General features: G+C 44.2%; 14 protein-coding genes. 11 read left to right on the forward strand and 3 right to left on the reverse strand.

Features of this window, described 5'->3' with window-relative positions; genetic code table 11:
* The first annotated feature begins 26 nt into the window (after positions 1–26).
* Both GOM48_RS00425 and GOM48_RS00430 read left to right on the forward strand, forming a co-directional pair.
* Positions 27–1,340 (forward strand): DUF6630 family protein, encoded by a 1,314-nt coding sequence (locus GOM48_RS00425; RefSeq protein WP_235097691.1) that lies wholly within the window; start codon positions 27–29, stop codon positions 1,338–1,340.
* A gap of 197 nt (positions 1,341–1,537) precedes the next feature.
* Positions 1,538–2,026, forward strand: coding sequence for a prolyl-tRNA synthetase associated domain-containing protein (locus tag GOM48_RS00430; RefSeq protein WP_235097693.1), 489 nt, complete (start codon positions 1,538–1,540; stop codon positions 2,024–2,026).
* A 41-nt stretch (positions 2,027–2,067) separates the two neighbouring features.
* Here GOM48_RS00430 and GOM48_RS00435 read toward each other — a convergent pair whose 3' ends face one another.
* Genes GOM48_RS00435 through GOM48_RS00445 form a run of 3 tightly spaced genes read right to left on the reverse strand, consistent with a single transcriptional unit; the run spans position 2,068 to position 4,335 of the window.
* The gene (locus GOM48_RS00435) at positions 2,068–2,364 is read right to left on the reverse strand and encodes a rhodanese-like domain-containing protein (protein ID WP_235097695.1); all 297 of its coding nucleotides are present in this window, start codon (positions 2,362–2,364) and stop codon (positions 2,068–2,070) included.
* Positions 2,354–4,009, reverse strand: coding sequence for an FAD-dependent oxidoreductase (locus GOM48_RS00440; RefSeq protein WP_235097696.1), 1,656 nt, complete (start codon positions 4,007–4,009; stop codon positions 2,354–2,356). The genes GOM48_RS00435 and GOM48_RS00440 overlap by 11 nt, the downstream gene beginning before the upstream one ends.
* A 20-nt stretch (positions 4,010–4,029) precedes the next feature.
* Positions 4,030–4,335 carry a rhodanese-like domain-containing protein gene (locus GOM48_RS00445; protein ID WP_084925265.1) on the reverse strand — a complete coding sequence of 102 codons (306 nt, stop codon included), beginning with the start codon at positions 4,333–4,335 and terminating at the stop codon, positions 4,030–4,032.
* Between the two features lie 175 nt (positions 4,336–4,510).
* Here GOM48_RS00445 and GOM48_RS00450 point away from each other — a divergent pair, with 175 nt between their 5' ends.
* From GOM48_RS00450 to rpsD, 9 genes are all read left to right on the forward strand, one after another.
* Positions 4,511–5,068, forward strand: coding sequence for a sugar O-acetyltransferase (locus tag GOM48_RS00450; protein ID WP_125449418.1), 558 nt, complete (start codon positions 4,511–4,513; stop codon positions 5,066–5,068).
* Between the two features lie 292 nt (positions 5,069–5,360).
* Positions 5,361–6,620: a carbohydrate-binding domain-containing protein gene (locus tag GOM48_RS00455; protein WP_235097698.1), complete on the forward strand. Its 1,260-nt coding sequence runs from the start codon at positions 5,361–5,363 to the stop codon at positions 6,618–6,620.
* Between the two features lie 125 nt (positions 6,621–6,745).
* A complete protein-coding gene (locus tag GOM48_RS00460) occupies positions 6,746–7,510 on the forward strand; it encodes a nucleoside phosphorylase (RefSeq protein WP_235097700.1) in 765 nt (254 codons plus the stop codon).
* Positions 7,511–7,543: 33 nt separating this feature from the next.
* Complete coding sequence (locus tag GOM48_RS00465) at positions 7,544–8,923, forward strand: TrkH family potassium uptake protein (protein ID WP_235097702.1); 1,380 nt, start codon at positions 7,544–7,546, stop codon at positions 8,921–8,923.
* 13 nt (positions 8,924–8,936) lie between these two features.
* Positions 8,937–9,602, forward strand: a complete 666-nt coding sequence (locus tag GOM48_RS00470) for a potassium channel family protein (protein ID WP_044020070.1) — start codon at positions 8,937–8,939, stop codon at positions 9,600–9,602.
* A gap of 156 nt (positions 9,603–9,758) precedes the next feature.
* Positions 9,759–11,846, forward strand: a complete 2,088-nt coding sequence (locus tag GOM48_RS00475; RefSeq protein ID WP_235097704.1) for an SSURE domain-containing protein — start codon at positions 9,759–9,761, stop codon at positions 11,844–11,846.
* Between the two features lie 80 nt (positions 11,847–11,926).
* On the forward strand, positions 11,927–12,625 hold the full coding sequence (locus GOM48_RS00480) for a response regulator transcription factor (RefSeq protein WP_044020073.1): 699 nt from the start codon (positions 11,927–11,929) through the stop codon (positions 12,623–12,625).
* Positions 12,622–13,656, forward strand: a complete 1,035-nt coding sequence (locus GOM48_RS00485) for a sensor histidine kinase (protein ID WP_235097706.1) — start codon at positions 12,622–12,624, stop codon at positions 13,654–13,656. The genes GOM48_RS00480 and GOM48_RS00485 overlap by 4 nt, the downstream gene beginning before the upstream one ends.
* Positions 13,657–13,857: 201 nt before the next feature.
* Positions 13,858–14,469 carry a 30S ribosomal protein S4 gene (gene rpsD / locus GOM48_RS00490; RefSeq protein ID WP_000092756.1) on the forward strand — a complete coding sequence of 204 codons (612 nt, stop codon included), beginning with the start codon at positions 13,858–13,860 and terminating at the stop codon, positions 14,467–14,469.
* The last annotated feature ends 90 nt before the right edge of the window (positions 14,470–14,559 follow it).

Raw genomic sequence — 14,559 nt, forward strand, 5'->3', positions numbered from 1 at the left:
AGAAAGTGGATCACAGGAGGGGAAAGATGACAAAAGAAGAACGAGCAGAAAAATGGTTTCAGAGTGTTCCTGAGGCAGAAGCTATTCCTATACAAACTAAAATGGAGATCTGTAGTCAGGCAGCGAAACGAATGGCGTTTATATGGCTTGGCCTACTTGGTGTGGAATGTCTGTTCCTATTCTGGGTCACTGGGGGCGAACTTTTTAATCAAGTAGCGGACTTTCTAAATCAGCTATCAGAAGGGAGTCCCACAAAAAATCGATATAAGGGTCTCGCACTTGCAGGGACTCTTATTTGTCTGCCTGTCTTGATTTTGCCTAGTGTTGTTGCCCATTTCTTTAGACAAGGTTGGATTCAAAAAGAGGCTGAAAAGGTAGTCAAAGAGATGGCTCCTGTTACAAGTGATCAGCCTTATCTAGATGGAGACGAGAGAGCAGATTTTGCGAGTATTTCCGGAAGAATCTTTGCGGATTGGGTGCTAGATGATGGTGAGAAGGAACAAAATGGCTTTGAACTTGAGGAAGTATGGCAGCAACTGGCAGCTGTCCAAGATGGTGATAGGGATTTTCTCACTTTAATACCTCAGCAACCAGTTAAACTAAAGGGGAGTCAGTTTGTATCGGATTTTGTACAGGTTTGTCAGGATGAAGATTCGGACGGTTTTCGTTTTGAGGTTAGTGTAGCTGATGCCGAACGGATCAACGAGAATGTAATCTACGAAAAAAATGGTCTGAGCGAGAAAGAAACTCAAGACTTGCTTCGGGCATATTTGGAGAACAGAGTTACATCGGACCTAGAAGACTGGGAAATTGTACTAGATATGCGGACAGATGAGCAGAAAAATATCGCAATCTATCAGGAAATAACCCAATTGCTAACAGATGATAGTGAGGTACGATCTCGTTTGACCTCCTGTTTTGAATCACCGAAAGCCTATTTCAAGCAGTATGCAGAGAGATATGACGAGCGGGGCATAGGCGAAGAAGTCGATGAAGCTACGATAAAATGGCTTGCTATTGCTGATGAACTACTTGCTGTGGATGCAGTCATTGAGTTAGACTGGAAGACAGATAAGGATGAATTTCTGTACCAACTAGAGCCTCTGGCAGCTAAACAAACTCTTGATTTGGAGGAGAATTGGTTCGACGAGGGTGATGACATCCCTACTTGGTGTAAAATTTTGGACGAAAGATGGGCTGGACACGATTTCTGTCTTGCTTGTATGGATATGAATAGCGATAGTTATGTGCTATTTATCTGCAAGAGGGATATTCTGGGAAAATTAGTCACCTTGAGTCACACAATCAATCAGCGTTTCGGTCATGCAAAAGATATGTAACGCCTTGTGGTTATGCGGTGGAAAGAAAAGAAGGGCTTGCTGGCTGGAAATCATGACCATCCTAGCAGTTGGAGTCCCGTCTAAGATAACTTGTATGAAAATGAAAGAAACCTAGAGAGGCTTAGATGGGAATTGGAAGAAAATGCATTTTGATGGTATAATTAAAGGTGGTAAGACAAGTTAAAGGAGGCCGGAAGATGGAAGCATACGAAAAAGTAGTAGAAATGCTAAATGGGCTAGATATTCCCTTTGAAATCGTGGAGCACGAGCCAGCCTTGACAACAGAGCAAGCGGATAGCTTTATCGAAGGGATCGAAGGCGTCCGTACTAAGACCATGTTTCTCACCAACAAAAAGAAAACAGCCTATTATCTCGTGATTATGGATGATAAAAAGCGTTTGGACATGGACCTCTTGAAAGACTTGGTAGGAGCCAATAGAATCCGTATGGCTTCCTCTGAGAGCTTGTTTGAAAAAATGATGTTACCAGCAGGTGTTGTCTCTCCATTTGGCTTGCTCAACAATGCAGATAAGGCTGTTCAGGTCTATTTCGACAAAGAAATTATGTCTGAAAAACGGATGAGTTTTCACCCTAATACCAATGAAAAAACGCTTTTCTTGGACACGACAGACCTACTCAAGTTCCTAGAAGCTATTGGTTATGAGGCTCATATCATCGAGTTATAAAGATGAAAAAACCGATTAAGAATTCTTAATCGGTTTTTTGATTATTCTACTTGACCGGGCCAAGCATTCATACCACCTTCTACGTTGATAACGGTGAGACCTTGGGCGCTGAGAAATTGACAGGCAGAGGCAGAACGCACTCCACCTTGACAAATGACATGGTATTCCTGGTCAGGTTTGAGTTCTTTGTAGCCTTGCTCCAAGGTGCTTAACGGAAGATTTTTTGCACCTGGCGCATGTCCTGATTGAAACTCATGTACTTCACGTACATCGATAAGATCTAGTTTTTCATTTTGATATTTTTCATAAAAGTCAGCCATGCTGATATTAGTTACCATATTCTACTCCTTCTGGGTTAGCCATTTTGTATAGTGAATAAGCGCCGTCAAAGTTTTGGACGGTAAATCCTGCTTGTTTAAGGATACGCTCTGCGATATAGCTGCGTAAACCACTGTGGCAGCTAACGATATAGGCTTGGTTCTTGTCTAGTTCATCCAAGCGTTCTCGTAGTTCATTTAGGGGGATATGAATGGTATCGACTTTGAGTCGACCACTCTGGAATTCGCCACTTGTCCGTACATCTAGGAATTTCTTACCAGTAGCCAGTTCGTCTTCGAGCTGGTGCCATTGAATATTGTCGCTGAGACCTTCGATAAGGTTCAAGGCTGCGTAGCCCAGCATATTGACGGGATCCTTGGCAGAGCCAAATGGTGGCGCATAGGTAAACTCTAACTCTGGTAAGTCAAAGACGGTGAGATTTCCCTTGATAGCAGTTGCTAGGATATCGATTCGTTTGTCAACACCTTTCTTCCCAACTCCTTGGGCACCATAGATTTTTCCAGTGTTTGGGTCAAAGAGGAGCTTCAAGGTCATATCAGTAGCGCCGGGATAATAACCAGCGTGGTCTTTACCGCTGACATGAAGGGCCTTGTAAGGAAGTTGATTCATGCTAAGGATACGCTCGCTGAGACCAGTCGAAGCAGCTGTCATATCAAAGGCACGAACGATTGCAGTGCCGATACTGCCCTTGTTTGTACGGCCGAGTCCTGCGATGACGTCCGCCACTTGGCGTCCCTGACGATTGGCAGGAGAAGCTAGAGAGATGAGGGCATCTTGGCCAGTAATCTCTTGCTTGACGACGATGGCATCTCCAACTGCAAAAATATCTTTTTGACTGGTTTCGTAGTTTTCGTTGACGAGAATCCCACCACGGAGTCCCAGTTCAATCCCCGCTGCCTGAGCCAGTCCATTTTCAGGTTCAACACCTACAGAAAGGATGGTGAGGTCAGAAGCAATCTTTTGACCGTTTTCGAGAACGATGGTTTTTCCTTGATCTTCAAATCGAGTCGCAGACTGAGAAGTGATAACGCGAACGCCGTTTTTGACCAATTCTGCTTGGACAAAGGCCGCCATTTCCTGATCTAATGGTGGCAAGACATGGGGTGCTTTCTCCACGATGGTGACTTGCAATCCACGTTTTGCCAGATTTTCAGCCATTTCAAGCCCGATAAAGCCTGCACCGATAACGACAGCTTCTTTTGGATGATTGTCCAAGGCTGCCATAATCTCATTGAGGTCAGGAACATTGCGAAGCGTGTAGGCATTCTTAGCTTCTGCCAAGCCTTCAATGGTAGGGACAAATGGTTTAGCTCCTGGGGAGAGGATCAGCTTGTCGTAGCTTTCTGTGAATTCCTGTCCATCATGCCGCACCGTCACAGTGTGTTCTTCTGGCGAAATCTGGATAACCTCGTGAAATGGCCGCACATCGAGATTAAAGCGTGCCCTGAGACTTTCAGGAGTTTGGACCAATAAACTATCACGGTTTGCAATTTCTCCTGAAACATAGTAAGGAAGTCCGCAGTTTGCAAAGGAAACAAAGGGACCTTTCTCAAAAATAATGATCTCAGCGTCTTCCATGAGGCGTCTGAGACGGGTTGCTGCTGACATACCGCCTGCAACTCCTCCGACAATGATAATTTTCATTGACTTTCTCCTTTATACTTCTAGATGACCTTACCTGTCCAAGCGCTCATACCGCCTCGAACATTGACGACATCGTAACCTTTTTTCTTTAGCTTCTTCGCAGCCAGTTTGCTTCGTACACCAGAATGACAAATGACATAAAGTGTTTCTTTTGTCGCAGGTGTGTAAGATCCGATTTCCGTTAAAGGAACATTTTTTGCATTTTTGATATGACCTCTACGGAATTCCATAGGCGTCCGAACATCTAGTAGCTGAATTGGTTCTCTGAGTTTAGCTTCTAACTCGCTGGTAGAAATACTGTCAATTTTTGTAAATAAGTGAAACATAGGCACCTCCAAATATACCCTTATGGGGTATATTAAACCATGAAGTCAATCTTTTGTCAAGCAAGTTGTTTTGACTTGGGAGGGGATTTGTTTCGAGAGTCTAGAAAGCAGGCTATTCTTGACCTTTCAGAGGCTTTTTGATATGATGGGGCCAAAGTAAGTATGAGGTGATAAGATGACTAGCGAATACCAGAAAATGATAGCAGGGGAGCCTTACCGTCCGTCGGATCCAGAATTACGGGCCTTGGCTCAGACAGCACGTCAGAAGCAGGCTGATTTCAATCAGGAGCTAGATCCCTTAAAAGGTGCGGAGATTATCAAGACTTGGTTTGGTTCAACTGGGCAAAATCTCTATGTCAATCCACGCCTGGTGGTCGATTATGGGGTCAACATCCATCTAGGGGAAAATTTTTATTCTAATTGGAACTTGACCATGCTGGATGTTTGTCCGATTCGCATCGGGAACAACGCCATGCTTGGCCCCAACTGTCAGTTTTTAACCCCACTCCACCCACTGGATCCGCATGAACGCAATTCAGGGGTCGAATACGGCAAGCCCATCACCATCGGAGATAATTTCTGGGCTGGAGGTGGTGTCATTGTCCTTCCTGGGGTGACACTGGGTAATAATGTCGTCGCTGGAGCAGGGGCCGTGATTACCAAGTCCTTTGGAGACAATGTCGTCCTAGCTGGCAATCCTGCGCGTGTGATTAAGGAAATACCTGTGAAATAGAAGTGAAAAGGAACAGCTAGGGCTGTTCTTTTTATGAGTTTTAGTCTTATAAATTTTTCTTCTTTTTGGCTTTCTTGGTCAAGGAGACATCGCACTGGGGGATGTTGGTTTTAAAAATCTATTAAAGGTATTTTAGCGTTCAAAAATTGTTTCTAGCAGTCCTTTCTAAAAAATTACTAGACGAAATCTAATCCAAACTGAATTTAAGGAAACTTTCAGAAAAGTTTTAGTTTTGTTTCAGGAATCTTCTGTAGACTGTCTAGCTATATCATACGAAGGAGAGGAAAAAGGTATGAAATCAAAAAAATGGACCCTACTCGTAACGAGTTTAACGGCAATGGTACTGATGGCAGCATGTTCCCAGTCAACAACTACATCCAATACCAATGCGACGACAAATAGTGCAACAACAACTGCAACAAAGACAAACCAATCATCCTATTTTACAGAGAAGGACAATGATACTTCTTATGATGAAAGCACAGCTTCTAAGATTGAGTTATCTGGCTCATCTGCAAACGTCTCTGGAGAAGGGGTGACAGTCTCTGAATCAACAGTGACCATCACAAAATCTGGGACCTATGTAATTTCAGGTCAGTCTGACGGAGTGCAGATCAAGGTCGAGGCAGATAAGTCGGCAGATGTTCACCTAGTCCTAAAAGGTGCGACCATGACCAATACCAATGCAGCGATATCTGCGACATCAGCTGGCCACGTCTACTTGACTTTAGCAGAGGGGACCACCAACAGTCTCTCTGACTCAAGCTCTAACAGTGACGAAAAAGCAGACGCAGCTCTCTTTTCTAAGGTGGATTTGACCATCAACGGGAAAGGAACTCTCAATGTAGATGGCAAGAAGAACAATGGTATCAAGGCCAACGACGCCCTCCACATCACGGGTGGAACCTATAACATCACAGCAATTGGCGATGCCTTTAATGTCAATGATGAACTCAACATCACTGGTACGACCATGACTATCGATGCCAAAGAAGATGGCGTAAAGGTGGACAATGACGAGGATACTTCAGTCGGAACCATGTACCTATCCAACAACAACATCACCGTCACAGCAGGAGATGATGGCATCCACGCAGCAGGAGATGATGGCATCCACGCATCAGGTGATTTGGTTATCGATAGTGGTACCTACACCGTCAAGAATTCGACAGAAGGACTTGAAGGTAAGTCCATCACTATCAACGGTGGGGACATTAGCATCTATTCGACAGATGATGGAGTCAATGCAGCCAACAAAAATGCCCAACAGAGTGAAATCTTCTTCACCATGAACGGTGGGAACCTGACAGTAGAAGTCGGTCAAGGAGATACAGACCCAATTGACTCAAACGGCAATATCACGGTCACAGGCGGAACCATTAAAATGATTGGTCAAACAGGTTTTGACTTTGATGGAACAGCGACCTACACAGGCGGGGATATCTATCTCAACGGTGAAAAACAAACGGAAATTGTCAACTCTATGCCTGGAGGCGGTGGACCAAATGGAGGCCCTCAAGGCGGAGGTCCAGCCCCTGGCGGACAAGGATAAAAAAGAATCTCCTTTCTCGAAAGAGAAGGGAGAGTTTTGTGTTGTTACTAGAGGAAATGTAAAGACAACTCCTTGACACTCCGTCAGCTTTTGATACAATAGTACAAAATTAGAGGAGGTGGGCTATGATTCAGAAACATGCGATTCCCATTTTGGAGTTTGATGACAATCCCCAAGCGGTCCTTATGCCAACACATGAGGGGCTAGATTTAAAGTTGCCAAAGAAGTGCATCTACGCATTTTTGGAGGAGGAGATTGACCGTTATGCTCAGGAAGTAGGGGCGGACTGTGTTGGCGAGTTCGTTTCTGCCACTAAAACTTATCCAGTGTACGTCATCAACTACAAGGGTGAGAAGATTTGTCTGGCTCAAGCGCCTGTTGGTTCTGCTCCAGCGGCCCAGTTTATGGATTGGTTGATTGGCTATGGTGTGGAGCAAATCATTTCCACTGGAACCTGTGGCGTCCTAGCCGATATAGAGGAAAATGCCTTTCTCGTCCCTGTTCGGGCTTTGCGAGATGAGGGGACCAGCTACCACTATGTAGCGCCTTCTCGTTATATGGAGATGCAGATTGAGGCTGTCTCTGCTATTGAGCAAGTCTTGGAACAAAGAGGCATTCCTTATGAGGAAGTCATGACCTGGACGACAGATGGTTTTTACCGAGAGACGGCTGAAAAGGTTGCCTATCGCAAGGAGGAAGGCTGTGCAGTTGTGGAGATGGAGTGCTCGGCTCTTGCGGCAGTAACCCAACTACGTGGGGTTGTCTGGGGGGAATTGCTCTTTACCGCAGATTCCTTGGCGGATCTGGACAACTACGACAGTCGTGACTGGGGCTCAGAAGCTTTTGATAAGGCACTCGAACTCTGTCTTGCCATTGTGCACCACATGTGAGTTTTCTTACTGTTTTTATGGTAGAATGTAGCTATGTTATTCAAATCTTTTTTGGAAAAAATCAGGACGACACTGGGACGTTTATCGCCAGCCCGTCGCATCTTTTTAAGTTTTGCCCTAGTAATCTTCTTGGGTTCTCTCCTTTTAAGTCTCCCCTTTGTGCAAGCAACAACGTCACAAGCGACCTACTTTGACCATCTCTTTACGACCGTGTCCATGGTCTGTGTGACAGGGCTCTTTACCCAGCCGGTAGCCTCTACTTACAATATATGGGGCCAGTTGATCTGTATGCTCTTGATCCAGATTGGCGGTTTGGGTCTCATGACCTTTATCGGAATCTTTTATATCCAAGGCAAGCAAAAGCTCAGTCTTCGTGGTCGTGAGACTATTCAAGAAAGTTTCAGTTATGGAGAAACCCAGTCTCTAAAGGACTTCATCCGCTCAATCTTTCTGACGACTTTTCTGGTGGAAGGAATTGGTGCCTTTCTCTTGAGTTTCCGCTTTATCCCCGAATTTGGCTGGGGGCGAGGGGTGTTAACCTCTGTCTTTTTGGCTGTTTCAGCTTTCTGTAATGCTGGATTTGATAATTTTGGAAGTACGAGTTTGGCAGCTTTTCAAACGGATCCCTTGATCAATCTAGTGATTGCTGGTTTGATTATCACGGGTGGTCTAGGATTTATGGTCTGGTTTGACCTAGCGACCCAGATTGGGAAAAAGGAAAAACGTCGTCTTCGCTTTCATACCAAGTTGGTTCTCTTTTTAACGGCGGGAATTCTGCTCTTTGGAACCGTATCGACTTTGTTCATCGAGTGGAACAATCCTGGGACGATTGGAAATCTCAGCGCTCCAGAGAAACTACTGGTTAGTTTCTTCCAGACCGTCAGCATGAGAACGGCAGGTTTTGCCTCTATTGACTACACCCAGGCTCGACCGGTGACCTTGTTCATCTATATCCTACAGATGTTTCTAGGAGGGGCGCCTGGAGGGACAGCAGGGGGGCTCAAGATTACGACCTTCTTTGTCTTGTTGGTCTTCGCTCGTAGCGAACTATTGGGCTTGCCTCATGCCAATGTGGCTCGGAGGACCATTGAACCCCGAACCGTGCAAAAATCTTTCAGTGTCTTTATTATCTTCTTGCTGACCTTCTTGCTGGGCTTGATCCTGCTAGGGATAACAGCAGAGGGAAATCCGCGTTTTATCTACCTCATGTTTGAGACCATTTCAGCCCTTGCGACAGTTGGGGTGACGGCAAATTTAACACCAGAGCTAGGCAAGATAGCCCTCAGCATCGTTATGTTGCTGATGTTCATCGGCCGTATTGGTCCCTTGACACTACTGGTCAGTGTAGCGGAATACCAGCCAGACAAGAAAGATACGATTCACTATATGAAAGCAGATATCACTATCGGATAAGAAAGGAAGAACGATGTCAGATCGGACAATTGGAATTTTAGGCTTGGGAATTTTTGGGAGCAGTGTTTTGGCTGCCCTAGCCAAGCATGACATGAATATCATTGCTATTGATGACCACGAGGAACGCATTAATCAATTTGAACCTGTGCTGGCGCGTGGAGTAGTTGGCGATATTACGGATGAAGAACTCCTTCTATCAGCGGGGATTGACACCTGTGATACTGTAGTTGTCGCAACGGGTGAAAATCTGGAGTCCAGTGTTCTCGCGGTTATGCACTGCAAGAGTCTAGGAGTGCCGACCGTCATTGCCAAGGTCAAAAGCCATACAGCTAAAAAAGTTTTAGAAAAAATCGGTGCGGACGCAGTCATCTCACCAGAGTTTGAAATGGGGCGCTCTTTAGCGCAGACAATCCTCTTTCATAACAGCGTGGATGTCTTTCAGCTGGACAAGAATGTTTCGATTGTCGAGATGAAAATTCCCCAATCGTGGGCTGGTAAAAGCCTCAGTCAGTTAGATTTACGTGGGCGATACAACCTCAACGTACTAGGTTTTCGTGCCTACGAAAATGCTCCTCTAGATGTCCAATTCGGACCTAATGACCTCTTGCAGGCAGATGCCTACATCATGGCGGTCATTAATAACCAACATTTGGATACCCTAGCTGAACTGAGTGAGTAGGAGAGGAAGGGTACTCTCTTTCTAACAATTAACGAGTCAATATAAGTATTTTATAAGAGGGATTTAAGAAAAATTTTAACTTTTTCTTAATCCTTTTTAATTTTAGGAGATTATACTAGAGTCATCAAAAAAAAAGAAAACTCTAAGGAGAATCCTATGAAATTCAATCCAAATCAGAGATATACTCGTTGGTCAATTCGCCGTCTTAGTGTCGGTGTTGCTTCAGTTGTTGTGGCTAGTGGCTTCTTTGTCCTAGTTGGTCAACCAAGTTCTGCACGTGCTGATGTCGTCAATCCGACCCCTGCCCAAGTCGTGCCAGACGCTGCTTCGGTGAGTGAAAAGAGCGACTTACCAGCAGAGGTTCTCAAAAAAGCAGTTGATGTAGCTCTTCCTTCAGAACAAGCAGACTCAGCACCTAAAGCAAGCTTGGATACTACAAGCTCTTCAGAAAAAGCGGACGCAACTGCTAAAGAGCCGGCAGTAGCGCCAAAAGAAGAAGTACAAGCACAACCTGACTCTAAGAAACAAACAGAAGATGCAGTTAAACCTGTGGAAAGTCCTGCGCCTACAGTTTCTGGACAAGACCGTGAAGCTAGTGAAGCGCAACCAGCGACCACCCCAGCTGAAGTCCAAAAAGGTGTGGCTGACAATACAAAAGATACAGTGGATGTCCCAGCCACTTACTTGGACAAGGCTAACTTCCCTGGTCCCTTCACAGCCGGTGTCAACCAAGTCATTCCATACGAATTCTTCGCTGGAGACGGCATGTTGACTCGCCTGATCTTGAAAGCATCTGATAAGGCTCCATGGTCAGACAACGGAACAGCTAAAAATCCCGCTCTCCCACCAGTAGAGAAATTGGGCAAAGGCCTTTACTTCTACGAAGTGGATTTGGCAGGCACCCAAGGAAAATCTGACAAAGAGTTGCTTGACCTTTTGAAACAAAATGGTACACAAAGCTATAAAGCTACTATCAAGGTGTACGGTGCGAAAGATGGCAAACCTGACTTAACTAATCTGGTAGCGACTAAAAATTTGGATGTCAACTTGAATGGTTTGACCACCCCAGCTGAAGTTCAAAAAGGTGTGGCTGACAACACCAAAGACACAGTAGATGTCCCAGCTAGCTACCTTGACAAAGCCAATTTCCCAGGACCATTTACAGCTGGTGTCAATCAAGTCATTCCATACGAATTCTTCGCTGGAGATGGCATGTTGACTCGTCTGATCTTGAAAGCTTCAGACAAAGCTCCATGGTCAGACAATGGAACGGCTAAAAATCCAGCTCTCCCACCAGTAGAAAAATTGGGCAAAGGCCTTTACTTCTACGAAGTGGATTTAGCAGGCACTCAAGGAAAATCTGACAAAGAGCTGCTTGACCTCTTGAAACAAAATGGTACACAAAGCTATAAAGCTACTATCAAGGTGTACGGTGCGAAAGACGGCAAGCCTGACTTAACTAACCTCATAGCGACTAAAGATTTGACTGTTAATTTGAATGGCTTGACCACACCAAATCAGGTCAAAGAGTCTGTTGTTAACAATGTCAAAGACATGATTGATGTTCCAGCTAGCTACCTTGATAAGGCTAAGGTTCCTGGACCTTTCTTGGCCGGTGTCAACCAAGTTATTCCATACGAAGCTTTTGGTGGAGATGGTATGTTGACTCGCCTCTTGTTAAAAGCCTCAGACAAAGCTCCATGGTCTGACAATGGAACAGCGAAGAACCCAGCGCTATTGCCACTTGAAGGCTTGGCTAAAGGTCAATATTTCTACGAAGTGGATTTGAATGGCAATACGGTTGGCAAAGATGGTCAGGCCTTGCTGGATCAACTTCGAGCTAACGGAACACATACATACCTAGCTACTGTTAAAGTCTATGGCTCTAAAGATGGCAAACCTGATTTGACCAATCTGATTGCTACTCGTCAAGTAACGATTCAGCTTCGTGGAAAAGAAATGGCGACAATACCATCTCAACAAGGTCAGATGAATACGAAGCCTTCTGAAACAGGCTCTACAGGTACAACTGAGGGTATGATGGGTACAAATCACCATATGTCAGATATGAAAGTAGATCAACCAGCTTCTAGCCCAATGGCTAATATGATGAAAAAAGATGATAAAGCGATGTTACCAAATACTGGGGAAGCTAAAACGGCTACAGCTGGCCTTGGTATCTTTGGTCTAGCCTTGGCAGGTCTTGTTGGACTTTTGGGTTTGACAACCAAACGAGAAGATTAAGATTCAAATCACTTAAACATTAGAGAAAATAGTGTTATACTAAAGCAAGTATAACACTGTTTTTATCGAAGGAGTGTCAGATGAAAAAGACAATTTTGCTGGTTGATGATGAGATAGATATTTTAGATATTCAAAACCGCTATCTTTTACAAGCAGGTTACGATGTTTTGGTCGCCCATGATGGTAAGGAGGGATTAGAACTTTTCAGAAAAAAATCTATTGACCTTATTATCACAGATATCATGATGCCCAATATGGATGGCTATGATTTTATCAGTGAAGTTCAGTATATCGCTCCGGATCAACCCTTCCTCTTTACAACTGCTAAGACAAGCGAACAGGATAAGATTTATGGATTAAGTTTGGGGGCAGATGATTTTATAGTCAAACCCTTTAGCCCACGCGAATTGGTTTTAAGAGTGAATAATATCTTGCGTCGCCTTAGCCGTGGAGGAGAGACAGAACAGATCGAGTTTGGTGACTTGGTAATCAACCATGTGACTCATGAGGTCCGCATTGGGGAGCAACCTTTGGAATTGACAGTAAAATCCTTTGAACTTCTATGGATATTAGCCAGCAATCCCGAGAGAGTCTTTTCAAAGACGGAACTTTACGAGAAGGTATGGCAAGAGGACTATGTGGATGATACCAATACACTCAATGTTCATATCCATGCTTTGAGGCAAGAGTTGACCAAGTATACAAATTCAAATGCTCCTGCTATCAAAACTGTCTGGGGTTTGGGCTATAAGATGGAAAGACCAAGAGGTAGAAAATGAAATTAAGAAACTATATTTTAGTGGGGTATCTAGTGTCGACTCTACTAACGATTTTGGTCGTTTTTTGGGCAGTCCAACGAATGTTGATTGAGAAAAGTGAAGTTTACTTTCTAGTTGGAATGACCTTGATTGCTAGTTTCATTGGCGCTGCAGTGAGCATCTTTCTTTTGTCGCCAGTGTTCTCTTCTCTGAAACACTTGAAAAAACAAGCTCAGGATATAGCCAGCAAGGATTTCAGCACAGAAATTGAAACCAAAGGACCATTAGAATTTCAAGAGCTGGGACAGGCTTTTAATGATATGTCCCACAATTTGCAGGCTACCTTTCAATCACTTGATGAGAGCGAGCAAGAAAAGAGAATGATGATTGCGCAGCTCTCTCACGATATTAAAACTCCCATTACCTCCATTCAGGTTACTGTTGAGGGAATTCTAGATGGAGTGATCAAGGAAGAGGAGCGGCTCCACTACTTAACCACGATTGGTCGGCAAACTGAGCGTCTAAACAAGCTAGTAGAGGAATTGGATGTTTTGACTCTTAACACACAACCTCAAGAAACTGCTGATGAAGAAGTCGAAGAGGTCTTTTTAGACCAGTTGCTGATTGAGTCAATGAGTGAATTTCAACTCCAGATTGAACAAGAGGAGCGGGATGTTTACATTCAAGTGTCACCTGAGTCGGCGAAAATCAAGAGCCATTCTGACAAACTCTCTCGCATTTTAGTTAATTTGTTAAACAATGCCTTTAAATATTCAGAACCAGGAACCAGAATCGAGGTTCTTGCCCAATTAACAGAACAAGAGCTGACAATCAGTGTGAAAGACGAGGGCCAGGGGATCCTTCCTGAGGATTTGGGAAAGATCTTTAAACGACTTTATCGTGTAGAAACTTCGCGCAATATGAAAACAGGGGGTCATGGCTTAGGTCTTGCGATTGCACGAGAACTAGCCCATCAGCTTGGCGGCGAAATCACAGCAGAAAGCCAGTATGGCTTAGGAAGCAAGTTTACATTCAGCCTTAATTTGAAATAAAGTCGTAAAATCCCTTTACAAATCTAGCTTTTCATGGTACAATAGCCTTTGTGTGAAATAGCAGCAGGAAAGCATGAAGCTCGTCAACAGGTGTCTTATGACAAGTAACCTTGGCTGTTTAGGCGAAGGGCATCTGCACGAATCAGGGCTTTCTAAGTGACTATTTCCGCCAAATATTATTTATATCAGGAGGACATACATATGTCACGTTATACAGGACCATCTTGGAAACAAGCTCGTCGCCTTGGCCTTTCACTTACAGGTACAGGTAAAGAATTGGCACGTCGTAACTACGTACCAGGACAACACGGACCAAACAACCGTTCTAAATTGTCAGAATACGGTTTGCAATTGGCTGAAAAACAAAAACTTCGTTTCACTTACGGTGTAGGTGAAAAACAATTCCGTAACTTGTTCGTACAAGCTACAAAAATCAAAGGCGGAATCCTAGGTTTCAACTTCATGCTTCTTTTGGAACGTCGTTTGGATAACGTTGTTTACCGTCTTGGTCTTGCGACTACTCGTCGTCAAGCTCGTCAATTCGTAAACCACGGTCACATCCTTGTTGACGGAAAACGCGTTGATATCCCATCATACCGCGTAACTCCAGGTCAAGTGATCTCAGTTCGTGAAAAATCATTGAAAGTTCCAGCAATCCTTGAAGCAGTAGAAGCTACTCTTGGACGTCCAGCATTCGTATCATTCGACGCTGAAAAATTGGAAGGTTCATTGACTCGCTTGCCAGAACGCGACGAAATCAACCCAGAAATCAACGAAGCACTTGTCGTTGAATTCTACAACAAAATGCTTTAATTTTAAGAAATATCTTACGAAAAGCCTACAACAGTGGGCTTTTTGCTTTGTCTTAAAAAACTATAGAACACTTATTAACTGTGAAGGAGG

It is taken from the genome of Streptococcus oralis, assembly GCF_021497885.1.
GTDB lineage: Bacteria > Bacillota > Bacilli > Lactobacillales > Streptococcaceae > Streptococcus > Streptococcus oralis_BQ.